The sequence below is a fragment of the Lysinibacillus parviboronicapiens genome (assembly GCF_003049605.2).
GTDB lineage: Bacteria > Bacillota > Bacilli > Bacillales_A > Planococcaceae > Lysinibacillus > Lysinibacillus parviboronicapiens.
The window spans coordinates 198,960-220,730 of record NZ_CP073713.1 but is presented as its reverse complement, the minus strand read 5'-3'; the positions used below and the strand labels follow the sequence as shown (position 1 = coordinate 220,730).

Sequence of the window (21,771 nt, the reverse complement as noted above, 5' to 3'; positions counted from 1 at the left end):
ATAGGCTGTGTGAAATGGTGCCTATTGGTATCAAAGGATTGCGAGTAACGTATTATCCCTCTATTTCCACTAGCCTTGGTATAGGAAGGTTTCCAGCCCGCTTATTACACGATATAACTATATAAAGGAGGCTTTTTACAGTGAAAGAGCTACTATATTATCAGGATGCAATGCTACGTGAATTTGACGCAACAATTACACGGACAGGTACTGATACAGACGGCCGTAAATACGTTGTACTATCAAACACTGCCTTTTATCCTACAGGTGGTGGTCAACCACATGATACAGGCACCTTAAATCATATTCCGGTCGTTGATGTCGAAAAAGTTGACGATGAAATCCGTCATTATATCGCGTGTGACACTTCAACTTTAACTGGCTTAGTTCATGGCAAATTGAACTGGCAACGACGCTTCGACCATATGCAACAACATGCTGGTCAACATATTTTAACTGCAGCATTTGTAGAATTATTCGATGCGCAAACGATAAGCTTTCACTTAGGAAGTGAGCAGGTAACAATCGATATTGCCGTAGATAGTCTGACAGATGAACAGCTTGTTGCGGCTGAAGCGAGAGCAAATGACATTATTTTAGAAAATCGCCCAATTGAGACGAAATGGATTACTGAGAAAGAACTTGCAAATTTCAACTTACGAAAAGAGGTAGCAGTCACAGGAGATATCCGTCTTGTCATTATTCCTGACTATGATTACAACGGCTGTGGTGGTACGCATCCAAGCTCTACTGGGCAAGTTAACGTTATTAAAATTCTAGGTACTGAAAAAATGAAGGGCAATGTACGTGTCTCTTTTGTCTGTGGGCAACGTGTATTAACTGAGTTAGCCATGCGAAAAACAGTGCTAGCCGATGTTGCACGTCAACTGAGTGTACCTGAAATTGAAGTAGCGAACGCTCTCACTAAACTACTAGCAACACAAAAAACGACTGAAAAGGCACTTGTGGCAGCGAAAGAAGAATTACTGAACTTTGAAGCGAAAGCATTGGCATCTAGTACTGACCTCATTATTACGGCATCATTTAGTCAACGAACTGTGCAAGAACTTCAAAAATTAGCACGTTTTATCGTAGCTGAACGTACAGACGTCACTGTATTACTTGTCTCACAAAATGAAGACAAGCTACAGTTTGTCGCAGCTCGAGGTGCTCATGTAGAAACAAGCATGAAGGACATCGCCGCGCATGTACTTCCGTTTATTAATGGCAAGGGCGGCGGTAGTGAGCAAATGGTCCAAGGTGGTGGCGAGTGTATCATTTCTCCAGCACAGCTGCTCGTTGCAATGCAAGAAACCATTTGTTAACTACTTTTTAAAAATAATCGATGCTCAATTGACATCATTTAAAAATGGAGCTGCCCAAGGTGTTTGGACAGCTCCTTAATTCATTTATAGGGTATTGTATCATTTAACACTTTAGGCACAGTTTTACCGTTTGGTCGTACATGGCCATCAAACTTGCCAGTTGCTTAGCTAAAGCACGATGTACGTGTCTATAGATTCCCCTATTTTATGGTTATAGCAGTCACTTTCCTCTATAAAAGCTAAACCTCTCCCCATCGAAGTGTACGCTTAGATTATTTGCATTTACTTTCATCCCTACAAGCATCATACAATAATGCTATTATATGTATTTTAAAACACCTCATCCTACAACGTTAAATTTAATTCACCCGGTTTTTTCCACGGATTTAGCTTGCTCTTTTTTCGAGAATACGCCCCTAGTGCAAATAACTTTCTACCCAAAAATCAGCTTATGGTAATTGTGGTTATATTGGCAATCACTTACTGGATAAAATTAAAAATTTTCCCATGTGCAAATGATTATAATTTACTTTTTTTGCTGATTATAAATGATAGAACATAATTTCTTTATTTTTGAGGGGAGGATTTTATATGAGTACTGACAATAACGTTTCACGTCGTGACTTTTTAAAAACAACAGGTATTGCTGCTGGTACATTAGTCGGTGGTGGCTTAATAGGTGGGCTTGTAGGCTATAACATGAATGGCAAAGGAACTTCAACTTTAGATCATGGTAATGGAACTACAAATGAAGCTACTGGAGCACCTAAAGCTAAAATGTTTTTCATGAACGACCGAGATTTTAGAGTTTTATCGAATGCTACTGAACGCATTTTCCCAGAGGACGATTTAGGTCCAGGTGCGATTGGTTTAGACGTACCCTATTTTATAGATCATCAATTAGCCGGGCAATACGGCAGTAACTCCAAGGAATACATGCATGGCCCATTCGCTGAAGGTTCACCAACACAAGGCTATCAAAGTCGACTAACACGGGCAGAAATCTTCAAACAGGGTGTTCAAAAAATAGAAGCAGAAGCACAAAGTCGATTCAAAAAAGGTTTTAGTGATTTAGAAGGTAAGCAAATGGACGAAATTTTAACTGCCTTCCAGAAGGGAGAAGTTCAGATGAGCGGTGTCACATCCGCATTCTTCTTTGCTTTGTTACGTGCAGCTACATTAGAGGGTGCTTATGCTGATCCGATGTATGGCGGGAATCGAAATATGGATGGCTGGCGTATGAAAGGCTTCCCAGGACATCAGATGGCTTTTATTACACAAATTGAAGATCCAAAGTTCCAAAAAATTGAGCCTAACCCATTAGGCAACCATTAGGGGGTTTTTTAGATGGTAACAACATTACCAAGTGTAGACGTTGTAACAGTCGGTGTAGGGTGGACTGGGGGCATTGTTGCTGCAGAGTGCTCAAAGGCTGGCTTAAAGGTTGTAGGTTTGGAGCGTGGACAAAAACGTGGAACCGAAGATTATTTAAATGTTCATGATGAGTATCGTTATGCAATTCGATATGACTTAATGCAAAACCTTTCGAAGGAGACTGTATCCTTCCGTAATAACAGCAAAATGAGAGCATTACCAATGCGCCAGCTTGGTTCCTTTTTACTTGGAGAGGGTCTAGGGGGATCTGGGACACACTGGAACGGTATGTCTTATCGCTTTTTACCGTATGATTTTCAGATTAAAACACTGACCGACGAACGCTATGGTCCAAATAAATTAGGACCTGATTATTTACTGCAGGATTGGGCTTTAACCTACGATGAACTAGAGCCTTATTTCGACAAATTCGAAAAAACGGCAGGTATTTCGGGGGATGAAAAAAATCCTTTTGCTGGTAAACGCTCAAATCCTTTTCCAACACCTCCTATGAAAATGACACCGATGCTAGAGCAATTTGAAAAAGCAGCAAAAAATCTAAAATTATCACCTTATATGGTTCCTTCTGCTAACGTATCAGAAGTCTATAAAAATCCTGATGGTGAAACGATTAACGCCTGTCAATACTGCGGATTCTGTGAACGTTTTGGTTGTGAGTATGGCGCAAAATCCTCTGCAGAAATTACAGTTGTACCGACTGCTTTAAAAACAGGAAACTTCGACTTACGCTTTAATTCCAATGTTGTTGAAATTCTGAAGCAAGGAAACAAAGTAACAGGTGTCAAATATGTCGATACCATATCTGGCGAAGAATTTATTCAACCTGCTAACGTTGTTGTCTTAACAAGCTATGTTTTTAATAATGCCAAATTATTAATGCTTTCCAATATAGGGCAAAAATATGATCCAGCAACAGGAAAAGGAACACTGGGTCGAAACTATTGCTATCAAATTTTACCGGGTGCTGCCGGATTCTTTGATGAGCAATATAACACATTTATGGGCGCAGGCTCACTCGGTATGACCGTAGACGACTATAACGGTGATAACTTCGATCATAGTGAATTAGACTTCATACATGGTGGTAATATTGCCTTAACACAAACTGGTACGCGTCCTATCGGCTCAAACCCAACCCCTCCAGATACACCAACATGGGGACCAGAGTTTAAAAAGCAATCAATCCATTACTATACACGTTCATTCGGTATTGGGGCACAAGGTGCTTCTATGCCACATAAAGATAACTATCTGTCACTTGATACGGTATACAAGGATGCTTACGGTTTGCCATTAATGCAATTAACCTACAACTTTACTGACCAGGACCGTGCACTTCATAAATTTATCTCAGCGCGTGCGGCTGACATCATGAAAGAAATGGGTGCCAAAACAATTGTCCCAAGTGCAGAGATTACGGATTACAATATTGTGCCATATCAAACAACACATAATACAGGTGGAACGGTGATGAGCTCAACGCCTGAGAATGGTGTTGTGAATAACTATCTACAACATTGGGACGTTGAAAATCTGTTCGCTGTTAGTGCCGGAAATTTCCCACATAATAGCGGCTACAATCCAACAGGCACTTTAGGTGCACTTGCCTATCGCTGTGCAGAGGGGATTATTAATTACAGCAAATCTGGTGGGTCTTTAGTTTAAGAAAACGTATCCTCGCTCATCATACTATCGCATGGGACAGGGACTACTTAAAAAACCATGCTGAAAGCGTATAGCGATTTCGCATAGGTTACGAATAACGATAATTTAATAGGAGGCTTGACATATGGGAGGTCTTGGTGCAATTGGTGTTCCTGGATTAATCATCATTTTGGTTATTGTATTAATTGTTTTTGGTCCGAAAAAGCTACCTGAAATTGGTGGTGCAGTTGGTAAAACTTTCGCAGAATTTAAAAAGTCAACGAAAGGCTTAATAGATGATGACGATGAACCGGCAAAAAAGGTAGAAAAAAAATCTGACGTTTCGTAGGAGGTGTTCCTATGGATCCATATGAAGAAAGAAAATATTTAAGTCCACTCGATAAAGCACAAGACGAGCCTCCCGTAGCTGTGGAGGCTTCTATTGGAAATCTGACAATTGACACTGAACAGGAAGTGGTTACGAATAAGCCTCTTATTCCTGTGGACTCTTTGCTTGAGCATATTAGCGAACTACGTAAGCAAATCATTAAAGCACTCGTTGTATTTATACTATTTTTCATTGTCGTGTTCTCGACAATAAATTTTTGGTTTCCATACGTGACTCGTGGACATTCACTCATTATCTTAGGCCCACTTGAAGTTGTTAAATTTTATATGACAATTTCCACAACATTGGCACTTGGGCTGTCCATACCGTTTTTTGTTCACTTTCTTTGGAGTTTTGTTAAACCAGGATTAAAAGAAGAGGAAAGTCGATTTCTTGGTCTCTATGCGCCTGTTATGTTTTTGCTTTTTTTCTTGGGCGTGGCGTTCGGTTATTTTGTCGTCAACCCACTTAGCTATACTTTTTTAGTAAGCATAGGTGCGGCTAATTTTAATGTCATGGTTTCAGCGAGCGAGTATATGCATTTTTTAATTATGACAACAGTGCCACTCGGACTGTTATTTGAGTTACCCATTGTTGCAATTTTCTTATCATCCATTGGCCTATTAACTGCGAACTCCATGAAAAAAATACGGGGCTGGTCATATATTGCTATGGGAGTTGGCTCTGCAGTCATTACTCCACCTGATTTTATTAGTCAGCTACTCGTCTTAATTCCAATGATACTTTTATACGAAATAAGCATTTTGATAGTTAAGCGCTTGGAACGTAAGCAAGTAACCGGAGCTGTCCAATAAGCTACAAACGTATTGTTAGAAAGTCGAATTCGCGTCTGACATTGCATTTACGAGCATAAAAAGAGATAGTCTCAAAATTGAGACTATCTCTTTTTTGTCTTTAATTCCATGACAACAATTTCGGGTAAATTAAATATCCGATATGGTACAGTGCTATTGCCTAAACCTCGACTCACGACCATTTTTGTCTCCTGTCCTTCGTAAATACCGGCTGTATATTTCGGGAGCATGCCCTGCCCCGGCGCAACAAGTCCACCAAGTCCAGGGATACGAATTTGTCCACCATGTGCATGCCCTGTGAATGCCAGGTCAATACGGCTTGCTACATACACATTAAACACTTCAGGTCGATGGGCAAGTAACAGCTTTAGCATATCTTGTGGGACATATGTTGTCGCAAGATTCAGCATTTCTTCTGTTGTTCTGCCCATTAACGGATCTTCAATACCAACAATCGCCAAGCGCTCCCCGTTGCGCTCTAATACGGTCGATTCATTGGCCATTATATGTACACCTAACGATGACAGCGCCTCATAAATTTCACTAACCTTATTGGTCGCCACTTCATGATTCCCGAGTACATAATACACATCCGCTAATTCAACTAGCCCTTGAACTGCCTGCAAGCTCTGCTCCAAATCATAGCGATTGCTATCTATGACATCACCCGTAATAAAAATAATGTCCGGCTGTGTCGCCTTAACCTTTGCTATTAGCTTCTCTTGCGTGTCACCAAAGAGGGCATCATGTAAATCTGATATCTGCACAATACGTAGCCCATCAAAGCTTTCTGGTACCTTTTCTGATTCAAATACATGCTCACTTACAACCAGCCAGTGATTGTTTACGTACAAAAAAATGACTATAAAGACAAGAAAGAAACCTACGTATAATAATTTTTTCAATCGCAATCGCTCACTTCGTGGCTACTTATTCAGAAAATCTTCTGCATCTACTATTATAAGCAAAAAACAATGCGATTGTAAGTACATACTCCGAAAATCCACTAGTTTGCGAAAAAGACTAACCCAGGCTGTAACTTCGGCTAGTCTTATCTATCAATTTTTAGGGAACTTATACGATGTTCCAGCGTATACTCATGGACTATAGAGGCTGCTTGAATTTCAAAGAAAGCCCAATGGTTATCGAAAAAGCTAAACAATTTTGTACACAGCTAAATAACATGGCTACCCCTATTCAACTGGATGTTACGAAAAAAATCGAGCGTCATCAATTAGCCAATATAGCTCTTGTCATCATGTGTTTAGAGCAAGAAAACACCAAATTCGCTGAACGTTGCCTTGAAGAAGGGATTAAATATATTGATATTTCCGCAAGCTATTCCTTTTTGCAGAAGTTAGAATTGCTAAATCCCATCGCTGTGCAACACAATACAACAGCCATACTTAGTGTCGGTTTAGCTCCTGGGCTGACAAATTTAATGGCCATGCATGTAGCACAACAATTTTTCTCCATGGAAAAGCTTCATATTATTATTGAAATGTCCGTGGCTAAAGAATAGATTTGCATTCCTCATGCAAAAGATGAAGATTGGTTCTCCTATATGTGCTATCAAAATTGAGGCTACAGGCATAAAGCAGCATGGAAAAATTGCTGCATCGTTAACCTTTACTGAAAATGATGAATCCTTCATTACAGCTAAAATAGCCGCAACAGTCGCTCAGAAATTGCTTGAAAAGGAGCATTCGTCTGGCACATTCCATATAGAGGAGCTATTTACTCTTGAAGCATTAAGGAATAATTTGATATTCCTACTGTACAAAATAAACAATATATAAATAATTCTTAAAAATAAAAACGCATTTAGCAGTTCATATAAAGCAAGTCTAATTGCGTTTTATTTTCATTCAACCTTATTAACGGCGAAATTGATTTAAAGTACTTTTTCTAAGAAATCTTTTGCACGTTGTGTTGATGGTTCTGAGAAAAACTCTTCAGGTGATGCATCCTCAATAAGCTTACCACCATCAAGGAATAAAATACGGTCTGCTACTTCACGTGCAAAGCCCATTTCATGTGTCACGATTAGCATCGTCATTCCTGTATCTGCTAGATTTTTCATAACAGCCAATACTTCTTTGACCATCTCCGGGTCAAGTGCTGAAGTGGGCTCATCAAATAACATTACCTTTGGATCCATGGCAAGTGCTCTAGCAATCGCAACACGTTGCTTTTGACCACCAGATAGACGGCTTGGATATTCGTTACGCTTTTCAAAAAGGCCCACCTGCGTTAGTAAATCTTCAGCTTTCTTCGTCGCTGTCGCTTTGTCCACACCTTTAACATTAATTGGCGCATATGTTAAATTTTCAAGTACTGTTTTATGCGGGAATAAGTGAAAATGCTGAAATACCATGCCGACTTCTTCACGCACTTTCATTATGTTTGTTCCTTTTTTTGTTAACACTTCACCAGCAATTGTTATGTTACCGCTAGTAGGCTCTTCTAATAGGTTCAGGCACCGAAGAAAAGTAGATTTACCGGAACCCGAGGGACCAATAATGGCGATAACTTCCTTTTCTTTTACCCCTGTAGAAATCCCTTTTAGAACTTCATTTTGTCCATATGATTTGTGTAAATCTTCAATTTTAATCACTTTTTCTCATTCCTTTCTCGATTCGTTTACCAAGGAACGTTAACACAAGCGTCATAATGTAGTAGATTAAACCTGCAACTAATAATGGCTCAAGATAGCGATATGTTGCTCCACCTACAATATAGGCACGACGCATAATATCAAGAGCGCTAATAACGGTTACAACTGCTGACTCTTTATTTAATGTAATAAATTCATTCATTAATGAAGGTAAAATATTTTTCAATGCTTGGGGAATAATAATGTCCTTCATCATTTTTCTGTAAGGTACGCCCAGCGCCATTGCCGCTTCTTGCTGTCCTTTATCGACTGCATTTATACCAGCACGAATAATTTCAGAAATATAGGCAGAAGAGTTTAAACCAAACGCAATAATTGCGGTCGGTACAGGGGCAATCTGAATATCTAATAATTGCGGTACAGCATAGTAAATAATCATTAATTGTAGGACAAGCGGTGTCCCACGGAAAATTGACGTATAAATATCGGCAAACCAGCGAAGTGCCGTAATCTTACCAATTTTGCAAAGCGCTAATAATATACCTACTATAAAACCAATGATGGTTGCACCAATTGTAATTTGAAGTGTAACACCTATTCCTTTTAATATATAAGGAATAGAGGGAATTATAGCTGTAAAATCTAAATTCACAGCATTCCCTCCTTTCTTTTTATCGATTAAACCTTAAGGGAGGTCTGAATTTAGTTAACAAGAAAAGCACAAGCGATAGCCCTATATAGAGCTATCGCATTTCAATTGAATTATTCAGCTTTTTCTAACCATTTTTCTTCAAGTTCTTGAATTTTGCCTTCATCCGCTAATTCCTTTAAAGCTTGATTAATTTTATCTTTAAGGTCACTACCTTTTGGAACAGCAATTGCTTTGAAGTCTTCAGGTTGCTCTTCTACAGGGAACGCTGCTAATTTATCATTTGTTTTAAGATAACCTTTCGCTACGCCACCTTCTAAAATTGCACCGTCTAAACGTTTAGACATCATGTCTTGAATAATTTCAGGAATACGAGTGCGTCCTTCAACTGCTACATCTACTTTTTTCGCAATTGTGTTTCCTAAAGTTTCTTGAATCGAAGCTGTTTGCACGCCGATTTTTTTGCCAGCTAAGTCAGCTTCTTTTTTAATGCCACTATCCTTCTTCACAACGATCACTTGCTCTGTTTCATTGTATTTATCTGAGAAATCCACAACTTTTTCGCGGTCTTCATTTGGTGTCATACCAGAAATAACAACGTCAATTTTACCTGCTTGTAAAGCTGGTACTAAACTGTTGAAATCCATATCTTGAACTTGTATTTCTACACCAATCTTTTCACCAACTAATTTAATTAAATCAATATCAAAACCAATAATTTCTTCACCTTTTGCAGCATCCACATATTCAAATGGTGCATAGTCAGCAGATGTTCCTACTTTTATTACTTGTTTTTCTTCCGTCCCGGTACCAGCGTTTGAGCCTGTATCACTTGTGTTATCATCTTTTGTACCACATGCTGCAAGTACACCGATGACTAGAACGAGCATAAGTATAAAAATTTTATTCTTCATATTTAAACACTCCTTTGTATTTATTGTGTATTATGATCCAATTTCTAGAAAATATCAGATTGGATATTTATTCATATTACAGAATAAAAAATCTATCTGCTAATTAAGATATACTCTTTCAAAATAATTTTCAAGCTAAAAGTTAAAATTTTTTGCAAAATATTTTAAACTAAATTTTCTAATAAATCAATTTATTTTTATTTTTCTGTTAATATTTAAACTTAATGCCAACCTCCATCTACATAAAATTAGCGTTACTATACTATTTTCCTTCTTTTGAACATTTATGCTTGCTTCAAGTAAATTCTAATTTTTCCCTTGCCTTGAGATTATTCTAGACTATAAAAAAACAGATCTCCTTTTAGGAGATCTGTTCAGACTGTAGAAACTCAATGAATTTTGAGTTTGCCTACAGTCTTTTTTCTTTTACAATGAAATAAAGTAAAGCCGTTGATTTCCACTACGGGCGGACGCTTTCCGCGGGCGGGGTCGAGCTGCTTCCCTCGCTTCGCTCAGTCCAGGATCTCGACTTTCCCGCTTTTCCCGCAGGAGTCGCCGCCCTTCGTTCCAATCAACTTCTACATAAAGTGCTCCATCTACATAGGGTGTTGAAAAGTAAATTTTTGAGGTGATAAATGATGATGACGAAGAATCAAACCAATGAACGTGAACAATTAGAAATGTTAACGATTGATCAATTAGTTCCCCAAGATCATTTAATGTGAAAACTAGAGGCTGCTATTGATTTTTCATTTATCTATCCCTTAGTAGAAAATCTCTATTCACCTAATGGGCGTCCAAGTATTGATCCTGTCGTTCTCTTCAAAATGACGTTTATTCAATATGTTTTTGGAATTCGCTCCATGCGTCAAACGATCAAAGAAATTGAAACGAATATGGCGTATCGCTGGTTTTTAGGATTTGGTTTCCATACAGAAGTCCCGCATTTCTCTACCTTCGGTAAAAATTATGCCCGTCGCTTTCAAGACACCGATATATTTGAACATATTTTCTATCGTATATTAAAAGAGATTATGCATCAAGGACTCCTCCATGCAGACCATTTATTTATCGATTCTACGCATGTGAAAGCGAGTGCGAATAAACGAAAGTATGATAAAAAGGTCGTGCGAAAAGAAACACGGGCTTATGAAGAGAAACTTCAATCAGAGTTAAATATTGATCGTGAGGAACACGGAAAAAAGCCCTTCCCCCCGGAGAAGTTTGAAAAAGAAGAATGGAAAGAAATAAAGGAAAGCACTACAGACCCTGAAAGTGGGTATTACGTGAAGGATGAACGTACGAAACAGTTTGCGTATTCCTTTCATGCAGCGACAGATGAAAAGGGCTTTGTATTGGGTGCCATTGTGACTCCGGGAAATGTGCACGATAGCCATGTATTGCAACCACTTGTTCAAAGGGTCATTCAAAACGTTCAAAAACCAATCGCCGTTGCGGCAGATGCAGCCTATAAAACACCAGCGATTACGAACTTTTTATTAGAGAATCAAATGTTGCCTGTTCTTCCATATACACGTCCTAAAACCAAAGATGGATTCTTCCGAAAGCACGAGTATATATATGACGAGCACTATAATTGTTATCTTTGCCCACAAGGGCAGATATTGAAGTATGCGACAACGACGAGGGAAGGCTACGGCAATATAAATCGAATCCTTTGATTTGTGCTAAGTGTCCAAGCCTTTCCCAATGTACAGAAAGTAAGAATCATCAAAAACTCATTCAACGCCATATTTGGGAGTCGTATGTGGAAGAAGCTGAACATTTACGCCATTCTTATGACATTAAACAAATCTATGCAAAGCGCAAAGAAACGATTGAGCGTGTCTTTGCAGATGCAAAGGAAAAGCATGGAATGCGATGGACAACCTTAAGAGGTCTTAAAAAATTGTCCATGCAGGCGATGCTTACTTTTGCTGCCATGAATTTAAAGAAACTGGATACTTGGACGTGGCAGACAGCTTAAGAGAGCATCTATGCTCAAAGAGTATGTTGGATACGGCAGTAATTTACCAAATATTAAAAATGAAAGAGAAAGAAAAATGACAAAAGCCATCGAGAGTGAACTTCTCGATGGCTTTTGTCTACAGTGTAAGAAACACGGACTTTACAAACGTTCACTTGTGTGAAAATTACAGAAAAAAAGTTTCGGGATTGACCAGCATTCCCGAAACCTTTTGACTCCAGTTTGAACAGACCCAAATAGGTCTGTGCTTATTTCTCATCTGAAAACAGTTTGGACTTCAACTCATCCTCACCGGAGCCTTCTGCTAAAGGGACACGCGAGCGATAGGCAGCACGACAGATTAAATGTCCTGCTACAGGAGCCGTTACAAAGACAAACGTAATTCCTAAAATTAGGCGCACACTAACATAACCATCATGTACCCAAAAATATATAAATGTGCCCAAAAGACATGTTAAGACCGATAGTGTCGAACTTTTTGTTGCAGCATGTGAGCGCGTGTAAACATCTGGCAAACGAATCATCCCAAACGCACTAATAACACTAACAATTGAGCCTATCAGAATTAGGATGACCGCTGTCCATTCAATCATTTGATTTACGTTCAACAATCACACCTCTTTCTATATATTTCGTAAAGGCGATTGTGCCTATAAAGGCCAATATGCCTAAAATTAGTATTGCCTCTAAATAAGCCTTCGTTTGTAAGACAATCGAGACGATAGCGATTGACGAAAGAAGGTTGATACCAATCGTATCAAGTGCAATTGCACGGTCTGGCATCGATGGTCCTCGAATGACACGGTATAACGACAGTGCAATCGAAACACTAAATAATGCAAGTGCTAATAGTAAAACATTTTCAATCATTAGCGTGTCACCTCCATTATTGCTTGTTCAAACTTTCCTATTGAACGAATTACTGCGTCCTTAGATTGCTCAATATCCATTGCATGAATATAGAACAAATCACCCTCTTCGGAAACCTCCATTACGACAGATCCAGGTGTCAATGTTAGTAATAAGGCAAGTGCCGTTACTTCCCAGTCTCCTTTGAGCTCCGTTTTATACGTAAAAATACCCGGTGTAATATTCAACTTCGGTGTTGTAATTTGTCTTAACACACTGTAACTCGATAATAACAGCTCCCAATTAAAGAGCCATAATAATTTAATGGTTGAAAACACACGACGCAGATAAAACTGCGTACCATAAAAGCGGTGCATCGCATATAAAATACCAATCCCCACAATAAAGCCCATTAAAAAAGTAGTAAATTGCGGTGTAATTTCATCCTGCAACAGCAACCAAAGTGTTGCAATGAACAAGTTCAATATAAATTGCATTGCCATTACTCATTCACCTCGCCTTGCCATTTTGCACCGTCTAGCACTGCATCTATATATATCGAAGGCGTATGTAGCGTTTCAGCTGCATCCGTAATATATGGTGATATCCACTCTGCCCCAATGCCTAAAGCAATTGTACAAAGCGCCAGCAATATAACTGGCAACTCTACTCGCCTCGGCAGTGGTTTTTCATCCTCTAGACTTATAATTGTTTCACCAAAGAATGAACTAAGGAAGATACGTAGTAGTGAATACAAGACAACTAAGCTCGATAAGAAACCAAGACCTAGCAGGACAAAGTTACCACCCTCAATAGCTCCTTGTCCAATTAATACCTTCCCTAAAAAACCACTTAATGGCGGAATTCCGGCTAGCGAACACATTACTATAAAGAACATCCAACCAAAGACGGGATAATTTCGAATGAGTCCACTCATTTTATCTATAACGGTCTCACCAGTAAGATATATCATCATGCCAACCGCTAAAAATAACATTGCCTTTGCCACCATATCGTGCATTAAATAGTACGTTACACCCTGTAATGCCGATTCCGTTCCAATGGCAAGTCCGGCTACTATAAAACCAACCCCAATAAGGACATTATAGGAAGCAATTGTTCGCACATCTCGACCAGCAAGTGCCCCCATACAACCCGCTACAATTGTTAATCCTGCCATAACACCGAGAACTGTATGTGTTACCTCTGTATTATTTGTGAATAACAATGTAAAAGTACGTACGAGTGCATAAATCCCTACTTTTGTTAAAAGGGCTGCAAATAATGCGGCAATAGCAGTTGGCGGTACACTATATGAACCTGGTAACCAGAAGAATAATAATAGACCTGCTTTCAAGCTAAAGACAATTAAGAAAATAAGTGCAACTGTCGTAATTAGTGGATCATTGCCCGTCTCCATAACACGTACTGAAATATGCGCCATATTTAACGTTCCAACGGTTCCATATAAAAACGCCAATGCTACTAGGAAAATCCATGATGCGACGATATTGATGAGCACATACTTCAACGCCTCACGTAGCTGAACTTTCTCACCGCCTAAAGCAATGAGCGCATAAGAAGCGAGTAGCATCACCTCGAAACATACAAACAAATTGAAAATATCACCCGTTAAAAATGAGCCATTGACCCCAGCTATCATCAGTAAGGCAAACGAATAAAAATACATTTTTTCATAACGTTCGCCTATCGTAAAGATTGCATATAGCAAACAAATTGCTGCAACAATATTGGCTACTAAAACCAACAGTACCGCAAAGGAGTCAGCCACAAATGAAATCCCAAATGGAGGGAGCCAGCCGCTGAAATCAATACGCATTACTCCCTGCACCTGAATCTCCATCAAAAGCACAATACTGATAATCGTTACAAAAACTAATGTTAATAAAGTGATGATGCGCTGTAATAAAACATTTTCACGCATAAATACGAGCAAGATGGCCGTAATGACCGGCACAATTAATGGTAAAACAATAATATTACTCATCCGGTGTACCTCTCAATTCATCAAAGTTTCCCGAACCATTTGTTTTATAGGCACGGTAGCCGAGAACGAGCACGAACGCCGTCACTGCAAAGCTAATAACTATCGCTGTTAAGATTAGTGCCTGTGGAAGCGCATCTGTATACGGGCCCTCCGATTCACCAAGAAGTGGCACATCGCCTCTCTTCAGACCACCCATCGTTAAAATAAGTAAATGCGCTGCATGTGATAATACAGCCGTTCCTAAAATCACACGTAATAACTGCTTGGAGAGGATTAAGTATGTAGCCACAGCTACCAATACACCAACTAAAACTAGTATTAAAGACTCCATAGGCTACTCATCCTCACTTATACTTAAAATAATTGTTACAACTACGCCAACCACGGTTAATGCCACGCCAGCTTCAAATATAGTTACTGTCGAAAAGCCCATTTTCCCGAAAATCGGCACATCGATATAGGTATGGGTCTGCGTCAAAAATGGCACATCAAAAAATAATGAGCCAACTGCTGTTCCAGTCGCTAGCAATACCCCGAGCGCTGCTACTTTCTTAAAATCAAACGGCATCCCTTTGTGCACTGTTTCAATGTCATACGCCAAATAGAGCAATACAATACCTGAAGCAAGTACAAGACCACCGATAAAACCACCACCTGGTGCATGGTGTCCCGCAAAGAATAAATACACACCAAGTGTCAAAATAATAAATACGACAGCCTTCGTAACAGTACGTAAAATAACATCATTGATTTTCATGATCTGCCTCCTCCTTTCGCGGCTTGAGTTTCGTCAATGTATACACACCTAAGCCTGCAATAAGAAGAACTACAACTTCTAACATCGTATCAAATGCGCGGAAATCTCCTAAAATTGTATTAACAATATTCGAACCACCCGCTAACTCATAGGCATCATTAAAATACAATGACACTGGTTTGAATTTATCGTAATGCACAACCGCTAAGCCAACTAATGTCACTGTAGCGCCAACAAAAATGGAAAGGACTGCATTCGACCACTTCACTCTCTTACGGGCGATTTCAGGCATTACATCAGGTAAATATTTAAAGCTTAGGAGGAATAGTGCTGTTGTTACAGATTCAACGACTAATTGTGTCAATGCTAAATCAGGTGCGCGGAAAATCACAAAGAAGAACGCTATGGAATAACCAAGCACACCATTTAACAGCATGGCAGTTACACGACCTTTAGCGAAAAGCATCCAAACTGCCGCAAACATCATGACAAATACTAAAATTAGCTCATACGACTCAACTGCTGAGTCCTGCGCAAAGTTAAATGCAAATGCTTCCGACCATATAAAGTACCCCGCTATAAGTGCCACAAAAAATACATAAATATAAACAAAATAATGCGTGAGATTGCCTGTCATATAACGCTTTGTAAGCGTTATTGAACTATTTTCGCCAAATTCAATCATACGATTATAATAGGTATTAAAGGCATATTTTTGAGAAAACACACGATATAGTGGTTTCCATTTATCGAATGTTTTAAATAAGATAACACCGACAATGACGACACCAAATGTCATCAGTAGCTCAGCATTAAAGCCATGCCATGCATGGATATGTGGCGTTAATTCGCTTGCACTTGGGAACGTTGGGTAAATACTTGCCATGGCAGGCTCTAAAATATAATGTCCAAGTACGTTTGGAAAAAAGAAAATGCCAACAACAAACAGACATAGTACTATAGGTGAGATTAGCATCCCAACTGGCGCTTCATGCGGCTTCTTGTCTATCTTATCAGGCTTTAATTTTCCAAAAAATGTACGGCCAATTAAAATCATACTGTAAACAAAGGTGAATATACTTGCCACCCAAGCCAGTATTGGGAACAATAGTCCCATATCAGCAATTGAAAATGCTTCGACATCACGGATGGCTAGCACGGCAGTAAAAAACATCTCTTTACTAAGGAAACCATTAAATGGTGGTAGTCCAGCCATCGAAAAGCCGCCAATAACTGCAATTGTAAAGGTTACTGGCATCAATGCCATCAAACCACCTAGACGACGAACATCGCGTGTCCCAACTTCATGATCGACAATACCGACCATCATGAATAATGCCCCTTTAAACGTGGAGTGATTAATAAGATGGAACAGCGCCGCAAAACTTGCCTGTGTATAAAGAATTGAACTTTCTGCATATCCAAAATAATGTCCGACTGAGCCAAGACCAAATAAACTCATAATTAACCCAAGCTGACTGACTGTCGAATAAGCCAGTAATGCCTTTAAATCTGTTTGTCGTACCGCATTGAATGAGCCCCAGAATAATGTTACAAGACCAACGCCACTTACTAACCAGAACCAGATTGCCTCTCCTCCAAACACAGGAGAAAAGCGAGCAACTATATAAATACCTGCCTTGACCATTGTCGCAGAGTGTAGATACGCACTAACAGGTGTTGGTGCCTCCATTGCGTCTGGCAACCAAATATGGAAGGGAAATTGTGCAGACTTCGTAAAAGCCCCCATTAAAATAAGTAATAATGCTGGAATAAACAATGTATGATCACGTATTACCTCTACGTTAGCCACAATTTCACGAATACTAAACGTTCCTGCTGAAACATAAAGCATCAGGAAACCTGCTAGCATTGCAAGTCCACCAAAAACAGTAATGGTCATAGCTTTTCTCGCACCAGCACGCGAAGCCTTACGATGATGCCAAAATGCAATTAGTAGGAACGACGATACACTCGTTAATTCCCAAAATGTATATAGCACCATTAAATTATCTGAAAAGACGACGCCAAGCATTGCGCCCATGAATAGTAATAAGTAGCAGTAAAAATGATGAAGTGATTCTTTCGTTGATAAATAAAAAATAGAGTATAAAATAACTAAACTACCTACACCTGTAATCAGCAAAGCGAAAATCATACTGAGTCCATCAAGGTATGTTGTGAAATTTATATCAAAAGAGGGAATCCACTCATATGTATGGATAAACACTTTACCCTCGGCAATTTGAGGAATATACCTAGCGAGTAAAAGAAACAATATGATTGGAACGGATAAAACAAACCAGCCAAGGTGTGCAACACGCCTTAGTCGCCTGTATAGCAGTGGAATAAGTGCAGCACAAACAAATGGGAAAAGTATCATAATGAGAACTGTAACCAAAGGAAGACCTCCTACTAACTGAACTAACATATCAGAATTTCTCTTAAAACGGGATTTATATCTCGTACTAATGGTGTTAAGATAATACTTCAAAACGAAGAGTAAGCGGGTGTTTAAACACCCGTAAGTACCCGATAAATTCAACTAATGATAATTTAAATGACGACAATCCCTATCGTTTAAAATTTCAATTTATCATGACACTTGACTATCTATTTAACTCACTGCATAATAATGTGGCATATAGAGGCAATTGGTTTACATGCACGTAATGCATATATCAAATAACTATAGAGCATGGAGATAAGCCTATTTCTTCAAGGGTTTTCCGATATATCGTAATTAACTTTTATACACTTTTAAGTATACATTATAAATGTGCATAATGCACTGTAACTGCATCGGTTTTAGCTGTTTTAGGATAATTTTTCGGAAATCGGCAGTACAAATAACAAAATAACAACAGGATAAGAGGTGTGATTTTTTTATGAAACATGTAAAAGGGAGATTAGACGAAAGTATTTTAGTTTGCGTTTATTACGGTCTCAATGGCGAGCGCCTAATTCGTCGCGGTCATAAAATGGCAACGATGCTCGATTGCCCACTCTATATTCTTTCAGTCGATTCACAACCCCTTGATGCATTTGACGTGGAGAAATCCAGTTACATTGATCAGTGGAAAGACCTATCGGAAGAACTTGAGGTTGAAAAATTCATTTTGTTAGACAATGAAAAACGTCCTATACAAAAGGTCATTGCTGAGGTGGCAAAGAATTATAGTATTTCACAAATTATCGTAGGTCAAAGTGCACAAAGTCGCTGGGAGGAAATTACAAAAGGCTCATTCCTGAACGTTCTTTTAAAAGAAGTACCTTTTGTTGACTTCCATATTGTTGCGGTTCAACGTCCTACTGAAGATGATGCCAATGATACATATGAAAAAGGTGTACGTGCTTACTTAATTAAAGAGAACGATGACTTTAAGGTGGCATTTACATGTCCTAAATATGTTTCAATCGAAGGTATTTTCTTCAAAGAAATCGGCACAGACTTTGACAACGGTATTTTCAAATTCACGTATAATGATAAAATGCATGAAGTTCATATTTCAGAGGGCTTCGTTATTGATAAGGGCAATCTTCCCGTAGAATTTTTATCACCGTTACGTCAATAAAGTAAAACAACACGCACTCAATAACAGGGGCGTGTTGTTTCATCTATCCGTCTGAACCTTACAAAGGAGCTGAGGCTGGTTTATCCTTTGGTAAGAAAAACGCCACCAATAATAATAACGGCAATATCGAAACGACCATCATGGTAAAATCTATCCCCTTATGATCCATTAGCACACCAATTACCATCGCACCAATCGCTCCCATACCAAATGCAAAGCCTGTAGTTAAACCTGCCATAGTACCAATTTTAGAAGGTACTAGCTCTTGTGCATAGACAACCGTTACAGAGAAGCTAATCATAATAAGTGTCCCTATAATGACTAAGAATATCACCGCAGCCCATAATGGTACATAAGGCAGTGCTAAACAAAACGGCAGTGGTACCACAACGGATAATAGGATTACATTTTTTCTACCAATACGGTCTGATAAAGACCCCCCAAAAAATGTCCCAATGACCCCAAAAGCCATAAAAGTAAATATTAGAATTTGACCGAGACGTAAATTCACATCATAATGGTCCATCAAATAAAACACATAAAAGCTCGTAATATTTGTTGTATAAAATGATCGTGCAAAAATAATAGTAAATAATAATGTTAATGCAATGCCCACTTGTTTCTTTGTAAGTGGTGGTAAAGATGAAACTAGTGTTTTCTTTTTATTTGATGTCCGTTCTTGCTCTAGTTGCTTCTTATACCATTTGGCTATCTTACTTAATAAAAGTATACCGAACGTTGTTAATAGTAAAACAAACGCTGCTCCACGTTGCCCAAAAATGTCTAAAATATAAGCACTAATAAGCGGTGCAAGTGCTTGGCCAGAGTTTCCTCCAACTTGATATATAGACTGTGCTAAACCTCTTTTAGAACCAGCAGCCATAAATGATACACGAGAGCCTTCTGGGTGAAAAATGGCTGAACCAAAGCCTAAAAATAATACAGCTATAATGATTACCCAGTATTGTGTTGTAAAGGCTAAAATGGCAATACCGATAAATGAACTAATCATACCGATTGGTAAAGCGTACGGCATCGGCTTTTTATCACTAACAAAACCAACAATCGGCTGTAAGGCAGATGCAAATATATTTAACACAAATGAAATGAGCCCGATTTGTGTAAAGGTTAAACCTAAATCACTCTTCAGAATCGGGAACATCGCCGGAATAACTGCCTGCATCGTATCATTGATAAGATGGGCAACACCAATAGCAATCATTATCGGATAGACAGGGTTGTTAAAATTCCCTATTTGTCTGTTCATAACCGTCATCACACTTTCTAAACTTTCTTATTGTTAGTGATTGTCGCATACAATCTCTCCTTTTGCACAAGCTATGCAACGACAGCTGTAAAAGGAGTTGATTAATATATGGATAGTTTCTTTCATGCAAACTTTTGGGAAATGATTCTTCGTACTACACTTTCATTCTTTGCGTTACTTATTTTGGCCCGTATACTTGGTAAAAAGCAACTTGGGCAATTGACATTTTTCCATTACATCACAGGGATTACATTTGGATCGATTGCATCAGAAATAGCCTCACAGCACGAAACCCCTTTTTTAGATGGTATCATCTCTCTTATTTGGTGGAGTGTTTTAACTTATTTAATGACTATTATTACCATTAAATCGAAAAAAGCCCGTGTACTCGTTGATGACAAACCAACTATTGTTGTCCAAAATGGTCTTATTTTAGAATCAGGATTGAAGAAAAATCGGTTGCATATGGATGAGCTAACAATGATGCTACGGGAACAATCCATTTTTTCTGTTCAAGATGTGCAATATGCACTGCTTGAAACAAACGGTAAACTTAGCGTGCTACAAAGAACTTCTGAACAACCGGCTACGAAACAAGATGTCAAAGCCGATATTTCACCACCTACTTATTTGCCAACAGAAGTGGTATCAGATGGTCAGCTCATTTATGAAAATTTAGTTGAACTTGAATTAACCGAAGAATGGCTCATAAAAAAGCTAAAGAAACAAAATGTCCAATCGGTGGAAGATGTCTTTTTTGCTCAGGTTCAAACAACGGGCTCCTTATATATCAGCCTAAAAGACAAAGCGAGACAAGCAAGCCCTTAATAGCTTGTCCCGTTTTGCTTAATCTACTTTCATAATGTCTAAAGGTGTCACAATACCCATTAATTTTTGTTGTGCTTTTCCATGCTCCGTTATTAAAAGTGCCTCAAAACGGCGCCCCCGTTCGACCCCCTGCTTAAAAATCTCCTCAGCTTCATATATCGTTATGTATCGACTCACAAATTTGTAATTCACTCTATTTTTTTCATGCAATAATATGTCATGTAAGGTAGGTACCTGCTTTGGTATTTGATTTCCTCCCATCATCGTGGCAAGCCAGTTTGCAATCCCTACCGTTGTGATAAGACCTTTGAATTGATCTTTATGATACACCGGAAACTGTGTAAATTTACGAGTACGAATGACTTTTAATACATGCTTTAATGAGTCCCTTTCTTGAAAAACATGTACTTTTTTCCGAAACATTTGACCGACAAGTGTCGGCTTGGCAAGCGTAGCATCCATATATTCAATTCGTTCTACCACATCTACATGAGGTTCAGCGATTACATATTCCATGGACGTACGATGATGGACAATGGCATTGCGTAAATCTGCATAGGAACGTAAATCATCTTCATATTTACGGACTAATACATCCTTCTTCTTTGCTTGATCTATAAGACGGTAAAAAGGCATAAAATCCTTCGCACCAACGATATCCCGTAGCCTATGATCAATGCGATTAAAGGCTGTAAGAAACCGATCGGAATTTTGTGTAACCAATCTTGTCACCTATCTTCCTATTAAAATCTT

22 protein-coding genes and 1 pseudogene are annotated in these 21,771 nt (G+C 38.8%); 10 read left to right on the top strand and 13 right to left on the bottom strand.

The genetic code is table 11. The features are described 5' to 3' along the window. The first annotated feature begins 140 nt into the window (after nucleotides 1–140). The 5 genes from C9J31_RS01245 to tatC all read left to right on the top strand — a co-directional run bounded on the left by C9J31_RS01245 (nucleotide 141) and on the right by tatC (nucleotide 5,567). A complete protein-coding gene (locus C9J31_RS01245; RefSeq protein ID WP_107950684.1) occupies nucleotides 141–1,325 on the top strand; it encodes an alanyl-tRNA editing protein in 1,185 nt (394 codons plus the stop codon). A 591-nt stretch (nucleotides 1,326–1,916) separates the two neighbouring features. After that, nucleotides 1,917–2,660 (top strand): gluconate 2-dehydrogenase subunit 3 family protein, encoded by a 744-nt coding sequence (locus C9J31_RS01240; protein WP_107925345.1) that lies wholly within the window; start codon nucleotides 1,917–1,919, stop codon nucleotides 2,658–2,660. A 12-nt stretch (nucleotides 2,661–2,672) separates the two neighbouring features. Continuing rightward, on the top strand, nucleotides 2,673–4,385 hold the full coding sequence (locus C9J31_RS01235; RefSeq protein ID WP_107925344.1) for a GMC family oxidoreductase: 1,713 nt from the start codon (nucleotides 2,673–2,675) through the stop codon (nucleotides 4,383–4,385). Nucleotides 4,386–4,509: 124 nt separating this feature from the next. After that, nucleotides 4,510–4,713: a twin-arginine translocase TatA/TatE family subunit gene (gene tatA / locus C9J31_RS01230; RefSeq protein ID WP_107925343.1), complete on the top strand. Its 204-nt coding sequence runs from the start codon at nucleotides 4,510–4,512 to the stop codon at nucleotides 4,711–4,713. Nucleotides 4,714–4,724: 11 nt separating this feature from the next. Further along, nucleotides 4,725–5,567 carry a twin-arginine translocase subunit TatC gene (tatC, locus tag C9J31_RS01225; RefSeq protein ID WP_107950683.1) on the top strand — a complete coding sequence of 281 codons (843 nt, stop codon included), beginning with the start codon at nucleotides 4,725–4,727 and terminating at the stop codon, nucleotides 5,565–5,567. An 83-nt stretch (nucleotides 5,568–5,650) separates the two neighbouring features. Here tatC and C9J31_RS01220 read toward each other — a convergent pair whose 3' ends face one another. Then, nucleotides 5,651–6,472 carry a metallophosphoesterase gene (locus C9J31_RS01220; RefSeq protein WP_107925341.1) on the bottom strand — a complete coding sequence of 274 codons (822 nt, stop codon included), beginning with the start codon at nucleotides 6,470–6,472 and terminating at the stop codon, nucleotides 5,651–5,653. Nucleotides 6,473–6,684: 212 nt separating this feature from the next. Here C9J31_RS01220 and C9J31_RS01215 point away from each other — a divergent pair, with 212 nt between their 5' ends. Then, on the top strand, nucleotides 6,685–7,089 hold the full coding sequence (locus C9J31_RS01215) for a saccharopine dehydrogenase family protein (RefSeq protein ID WP_153062536.1): 405 nt from the start codon (nucleotides 6,685–6,687) through the stop codon (nucleotides 7,087–7,089). A gap of 13 nt (nucleotides 7,090–7,102) precedes the next feature. Further along, complete coding sequence (locus C9J31_RS01210; RefSeq protein ID WP_107950681.1) at nucleotides 7,103–7,366, top strand: hypothetical protein; 264 nt, start codon at nucleotides 7,103–7,105, stop codon at nucleotides 7,364–7,366. A 95-nt stretch (nucleotides 7,367–7,461) separates the two neighbouring features. Here the strand turns inward: C9J31_RS01210 and C9J31_RS01205 are convergent, their stop codons facing one another. From C9J31_RS01205 to C9J31_RS01195, 3 genes are all read right to left on the bottom strand, one after another. Further along, on the bottom strand, nucleotides 7,462–8,184 hold the full coding sequence (locus tag C9J31_RS01205) for an amino acid ABC transporter ATP-binding protein (RefSeq protein WP_107950680.1): 723 nt from the start codon (nucleotides 8,182–8,184) through the stop codon (nucleotides 7,462–7,464). Continuing rightward, a complete protein-coding gene (locus C9J31_RS01200) occupies nucleotides 8,177–8,836 on the bottom strand; it encodes an amino acid ABC transporter permease (RefSeq protein WP_107950679.1) in 660 nt (219 codons plus the stop codon). The genes C9J31_RS01205 and C9J31_RS01200 overlap by 8 nt, the downstream gene beginning before the upstream one ends. A 110-nt stretch (nucleotides 8,837–8,946) precedes the next feature. After that, nucleotides 8,947–9,747, bottom strand: coding sequence for a transporter substrate-binding domain-containing protein (locus C9J31_RS01195; protein ID WP_107950678.1), 801 nt, complete (start codon nucleotides 9,745–9,747; stop codon nucleotides 8,947–8,949). A gap of 638 nt (nucleotides 9,748–10,385) precedes the next feature. Between C9J31_RS01195 and C9J31_RS01190 the strand changes: the two are divergent. Beyond that, a pseudogene (locus C9J31_RS01190) lies at nucleotides 10,386–11,734 on the top strand (IS1182 family transposase). 248 nt (nucleotides 11,735–11,982) lie between these two features. On the opposite strand, the gene C9J31_RS01185 reads toward C9J31_RS01190, so the two are convergent. The 7 genes from C9J31_RS01185 to C9J31_RS01155 are packed head-to-tail and all read right to left on the bottom strand — an operon-like array spanning nucleotide 11,983 to nucleotide 17,749. Beyond that, entirely contained in the window at nucleotides 11,983–12,342 is a 360-nt protein-coding gene (locus tag C9J31_RS01185) for a Na+/H+ antiporter subunit G (protein ID WP_054768509.1), read from the bottom strand. Next, entirely contained in the window at nucleotides 12,320–12,604 is a 285-nt protein-coding gene (locus tag C9J31_RS01180) for a Na(+)/H(+) antiporter subunit F1 (RefSeq protein WP_054768510.1), read from the bottom strand. Before C9J31_RS01180 ends, C9J31_RS01185 begins: the two co-directional genes overlap by 23 nt. Continuing rightward, nucleotides 12,604–13,086, bottom strand: coding sequence for a Na+/H+ antiporter subunit E (locus C9J31_RS01175; RefSeq protein WP_107926073.1), 483 nt, complete (start codon nucleotides 13,084–13,086; stop codon nucleotides 12,604–12,606). Before C9J31_RS01175 ends, C9J31_RS01180 begins: the two co-directional genes overlap by 1 nt. Then, a complete protein-coding gene (locus tag C9J31_RS01170; protein WP_107950677.1) occupies nucleotides 13,086–14,591 on the bottom strand; it encodes a Na+/H+ antiporter subunit D in 1,506 nt (501 codons plus the stop codon). The genes C9J31_RS01175 and C9J31_RS01170 overlap by 1 nt, the downstream gene beginning before the upstream one ends. Continuing rightward, entirely contained in the window at nucleotides 14,584–14,922 is a 339-nt protein-coding gene (locus C9J31_RS01165) for a Na(+)/H(+) antiporter subunit C (RefSeq protein WP_107926069.1), read from the bottom strand. Before C9J31_RS01165 ends, C9J31_RS01170 begins: the two co-directional genes overlap by 8 nt. Nucleotides 14,923–14,925: 3 nt before the next feature. Beyond that, nucleotides 14,926–15,348 carry a Na(+)/H(+) antiporter subunit B gene (locus C9J31_RS01160; protein ID WP_107926067.1) on the bottom strand — a complete coding sequence of 141 codons (423 nt, stop codon included), beginning with the start codon at nucleotides 15,346–15,348 and terminating at the stop codon, nucleotides 14,926–14,928. Next, nucleotides 15,335–17,749 (bottom strand): Na+/H+ antiporter subunit A, encoded by a 2,415-nt coding sequence (locus C9J31_RS01155; RefSeq protein WP_193767129.1) that lies wholly within the window; start codon nucleotides 17,747–17,749, stop codon nucleotides 15,335–15,337. The genes C9J31_RS01160 and C9J31_RS01155 overlap by 14 nt, the downstream gene beginning before the upstream one ends. A gap of 487 nt (nucleotides 17,750–18,236) precedes the next feature. On the opposite strand from C9J31_RS01155, the gene C9J31_RS01150 reads away from it, so the two are divergent. Continuing rightward, complete coding sequence (locus C9J31_RS01150; RefSeq protein WP_054768511.1) at nucleotides 18,237–18,923, top strand: adenine nucleotide alpha hydrolase family protein; 687 nt, start codon at nucleotides 18,237–18,239, stop codon at nucleotides 18,921–18,923. A gap of 58 nt (nucleotides 18,924–18,981) precedes the next feature. Here C9J31_RS01150 and C9J31_RS01145 read toward each other — a convergent pair whose 3' ends face one another. Next, entirely contained in the window at nucleotides 18,982–20,190 is a 1,209-nt protein-coding gene (locus C9J31_RS01145) for an MFS transporter (protein ID WP_107926065.1), read from the bottom strand. Between the two features lie 108 nt (nucleotides 20,191–20,298). Here C9J31_RS01145 and C9J31_RS01140 point away from each other — a divergent pair, with 108 nt between their 5' ends. Then, the gene (locus C9J31_RS01140) at nucleotides 20,299–21,018 is read left to right on the top strand and encodes a YetF domain-containing protein (RefSeq protein WP_107950676.1); all 720 of its coding nucleotides are present in this window, start codon (nucleotides 20,299–20,301) and stop codon (nucleotides 21,016–21,018) included. 18 nt (nucleotides 21,019–21,036) lie between these two features. Here the strand turns inward: C9J31_RS01140 and C9J31_RS01135 are convergent, their stop codons facing one another. Then, a complete protein-coding gene (locus tag C9J31_RS01135; protein ID WP_235616378.1) occupies nucleotides 21,037–21,750 on the bottom strand; it encodes a CBS domain-containing protein in 714 nt (237 codons plus the stop codon). Nucleotides 21,751–21,771 lie beyond the last annotated feature (21 nt).